The 4,125-nt window shown below is 44.1% G+C and carries 3 protein-coding genes; all 3 read right to left on the bottom strand.

Annotated features, from left to right (window positions below; translation table 11 throughout):
- Positions 1 to 654: 654 nt before the first annotated feature.
- A complete protein-coding gene (locus NJ959_RS26450) occupies positions 655 to 1,803 on the bottom strand; it encodes a glycosyltransferase family 4 protein (protein ID WP_254014747.1) in 1,149 nt (382 codons plus the stop codon).
- Positions 1,804 to 1,877: 74 nt separating this feature from the next.
- A complete protein-coding gene (locus tag NJ959_RS26445) occupies positions 1,878 to 3,341 on the bottom strand; it encodes an MFS transporter (RefSeq protein WP_254014746.1) in 1,464 nt (487 codons plus the stop codon).
- Positions 3,342 to 3,944: 603 nt separating this feature from the next.
- Positions 3,945 to 4,125, bottom strand: a 181-nt coding sequence (locus NJ959_RS26440; RefSeq protein WP_254014745.1) for a hypothetical protein, incomplete at its 5' end; no start/stop codon positions are given.

The raw sequence follows: 4,125 nt of genomic DNA, 5'->3' as shown, positions 1-4,125 counted from the left end.
GACGTTCAGTGTCTGACTTGAAAGCTCATCTAGTCCTAACAACAAAGGAGCGTAATTAATTGGAAACCTCCGTTCCTACGGTTTCCCGCCTATCCATCTCACGCCAATTTGAGTACAAATATGGCGTGAGGCTTCCGGCGAAGAAAGCTAACCCCCCAACCCCCTTCCCTAGTGCAGGTTGGCAGCAAATTTCCCATCAGTTGTAAGCAGGGATCTCTTGAGCAGGGAGCAGGGGAGAAAAAACCACTATCAATGAAACTGGTGAGAAACTTCTGCCGCGCTGCACTAGTAGGGAAGCAGGGCTGTTTCATTCTCAAATTTTACGACAGATTGAAATCTGTCGCTACACAGACAAAACCTGCCTTCGCAGGTTAGCGAGTCTTGCATTGGCTTATTAACAAATAAGTTGAACCGCCGAAGGGCGGTAAAGCCTGTGTAGCAAAAGGTTTTAACCTGTTGCTGTAGGAGAATGAAACAACCCTGAGTAGGGAAGGGGGAGCAAGATTTCATTCACCCCTGCTGGGGAAGGGGTACAACTGGTAATTGAGAATGGTGCAAGTTATCTGTTAGACAAATTATTATTGTGTTTATTTCTCCCAAAAACAGTTTTTTTGATCCAAAAGATTGAATATAATAGCATTCTCACTAAACTTTCTAAGCACGTCCACTTAACTGTACGCGCCGCCCTTGTAACACCTCCCCATAAAGGACTTCTAGTTGAGTAATATTATTGCTCAGAGTATAGCGTTCTAAAATCCTCCCTCTTCCTTTTTGTCCTAATAAAGTCGTCCAATCTTTATGATCTCGCAATAGGGGTAAAAGAGTTCTAAGCTGAGTTGCTACTTGATGGGTACTGAGAATCACACCAGCCCCATCTTCTAATACTTCCCCATCTGCCCCCGCATCTGTTGCCATACAAGCGATACCGCAAGACATAGCTTCTAGTAAGGATAGGGATAGCCCCTCCAATAGAGAAGGCAAAATAAACACATCTGCCCCTCGCAGAATTTCAATCCGCTGTTGTTCATCGGCGATAAATCCCAGCCAGATAATGCCATATTCTGGACCATAAAATGGCATTAAGTTTGATAAGAGAGAACCGTTACCGACAATTAGTAACTTGCTGTTTTCCCCCATATCTGACTGTTTCCAAGCCCGCAGTAGAGATTCTACATTTTTTTCGGGAGCAATTCGACCTTGGTAAACAAACAGACGTTCTGCATTAAATTGTAATTTGAGACGGGAACAACCAGGCGAATATTTCTGCTCGTCAACTCCATTAGGAATTACCGCCAGTTTTTTCGTTGGTACTCCTAACCTCATTAGGAAATCCCGCTGCATTTTAGAAAAGACAATTACGCGATCGTAATTTGCTAGAAATGGCGCGTAAATTTGATAGGTAAATAGCTGCGTACCCGATTTTAGATTCCGCCGCTTCCCATCAAAAGGCGGATGGAAGGTGGCAACTAGAGGTATATTGAGATCTTCACAAATTTCTGGTAAGAGAAAATCTAAAGGAGATAATGTTAAAGAAGCATGAACTACATCCGGTTTTAATTGCTTGAGGGATTGGCTTAAAACTTTGCTCGCCCCAAGGGTAGGAACCGTGTAAATCTGAGACTTGTAAAGACAAGGGAGAGAGACTTCTTGACAGCCAAAGAAGGTTGAGTCATCTACTTCTTCTTGGGCAAAATGAAGAAAACTAACTTGGTAGCCTCTGTCGAGTAGTGCGTTAGTAACTTCCCGACCATAGGTAACATTACCACAAAAGGGTGATTTTTTTCCGATCCATGCGATGTGCATTATGGTTTGGTTTTGAGAGTCTCTATTTAGGTTGATACTGACTGAAAAGACAGGGGCTTTTCATCTGTCTGTCTCTATTTGTCAGGTTTGGCTGACATAACCGCTCCTGTACCGGAAATATACCAGTTTAAGATGCCGCCTGCTATGGCAATTACCGCCAAACCCAGAAATACTGTCTTAAACCCCAACCAAGTTTCTGCTACTCCAGCTAAGGCTAAGGGCAAGCTGAGGGCAATATTAATCCCGTTATTTTGCAGTCCGAACACTTTTCCCCGCATTTCTTCTGGCGTTTCTACCTGAATTGTAGTTTGCATGGGAATACCTACCAGCGCACCAAAGCCACCCAATAGTATCATCATCAGTAAAGCTAGCCATAGATTATGGTTAAACACCGATAGTCCAACGAGAGCAAAAGCCATCCCTACAGAACCATATAAGCTTAATCGATTGTGGGTGAATTGATGACCCCAATGTCCTAAAATCGCTGCCCCGCCAGCCATCCCGATACCACCCATGGCGAGTAATAAGCCAAACTGAGAGGGTTTCAAAAGGGGGAGAATTTCGGCTAACCGTACCGCCAATACTGCTAAAGCGGCAAAAATGGAAAATAAAATAATTAATTGAATCATGGCATTCCGCACCCGCCGCTGTCGTTTGACATAGCGGAGTCCATCCCGAATGTCTTCAAAAACGTGAGGGGTTTCCCCTTGGGCGGTTTCTGTCTTTTCACCCGTCTTCAAGAGCAATAGTAGCAGTCCTGCGATCGCATAAGATCCTCCTACTACTAGTTCTTTGCCAAAGTCCCAGCTAGAATTTAGCCTAGTTACTAGGGTATTAGCAAAGACTAAAAGAGGTTCACCTACAGCAAAACCAACGATCAGCGATGCCATCATTGTCGTTGTATAAAGGGAATTTGCCGATAGTAAGTCCTCACGCTTGACAATTAGGGGAATTACTGCTTGTTCTGCAGGGGCAAAAAACTGGGTTAATGTGGACACTCCTAATGTGATACTCAACAACATACAGAATCCCACTGGTAGGTTGTAGATTGGTGTCCAATCTGCCACGATCCATAATATTATGGGTATAGTCAGAACCATAATACCCCGTAGAATATTTGTCCCTACTAGCACTAATTTCTTAGGCCATCTGTCTACAAATACTCCCGCTATTGAACCAAACAGTACTGCCGGGATGGTAAAAGCAATCATTAATGCCGATACCCAGCTACTATTAATAGTTTCACCTGACTCTTGAAAGTGAGTGGTAATCAGACTAATCATCAGTACCAGATAAACCTTATCGGCTAGCTGAGAAAAGACTTGACCACTCCAGAGGGTTAAGAAATTGCGGTTTTTCAGAACGGGTATAAACCCCCGTTTCACTGGTTCAAGAGGCGGTGGCGTGCTATTATTTAGCACTGTATTGACTGGAGTGGTTGTTTCGTATTCCCCTCCTCCATCATTTGGCTGTAGTACAGAAGCAGACTTTTTCTGGGCAGGATGTTTTGTCAATGGTTCGGACTCGGATAATAGCATTCTGGCTTGTAAGATGAGAACTCGCAACAATATTAGATGAGTATCTAGAAAATATCATCTGTCTTCCCCGCGAGTGACCCCCACCATAGCTGTACTCAGCTTGGTGGGGGGAGGAAACGGGGGGCATAGTCTACGCAATATATCCATAACTGGAAAGTGCAGGTTTTTTGATTGGAAACCTACAAAACCAACTCGGATTGATCCGGTAAGGTTAGCTATGCCTGCGGCAGGCTGCGCCAACGACAAAGTTAGTGGTCGGTACTATCTCAAAAGCACTGCCTCCCAGATGGCTGTTTAACTTTTGAGTTTTAGAGCTACGGACTAGCTGCGCATCCACAGTTAAGAACTTAAACGCTTGCCACTAACGTAGGCATTACTGCTTGTGTCTGGTCAACTAGGGCTATATTTCAAGCCCCCGAAGGGAGTCGGTACTCCGATTTAACGGTGGGTTGTTGACCGCATTTTCCGATTTCTTTCAGTGTAAAACTTTTTAGGCGCAGGGATTATGGGCTCTGTCCAAATAATCATCCCTGCGCGATCGCGATTTAACTGGGTAAGGGCATAAAATGCCGAAGATTGCCAGTGACAACTCTGTGAAGCATCCTAATCCGAGATGTCCCGATCTGGAGTAGGGAGTTTTGCCTTCACCCCCAACCCCTCTCCCTCAAAAAAAAAGTAATTTACATAACTTAATAAACGATCGAAGGCTGAAAGTGGCTTAACTTCGTTAAATTTATTAAGATTAATTCTCAATACTTGACGAAATTGCGTCGTTTCAGCTATC

The sequence above is a fragment of the Limnofasciculus baicalensis BBK-W-15 genome (assembly GCF_024178385.1).
Taxonomy (GTDB): Bacteria; Cyanobacteriota; Cyanobacteriia; order Cyanobacteriales; family Coleofasciculaceae; genus Limnofasciculus; species Limnofasciculus baicalensis.
Note: the sequence above shows the minus strand (reverse complement) of the source record. Positions and strands in the feature narration are given on the sequence as shown.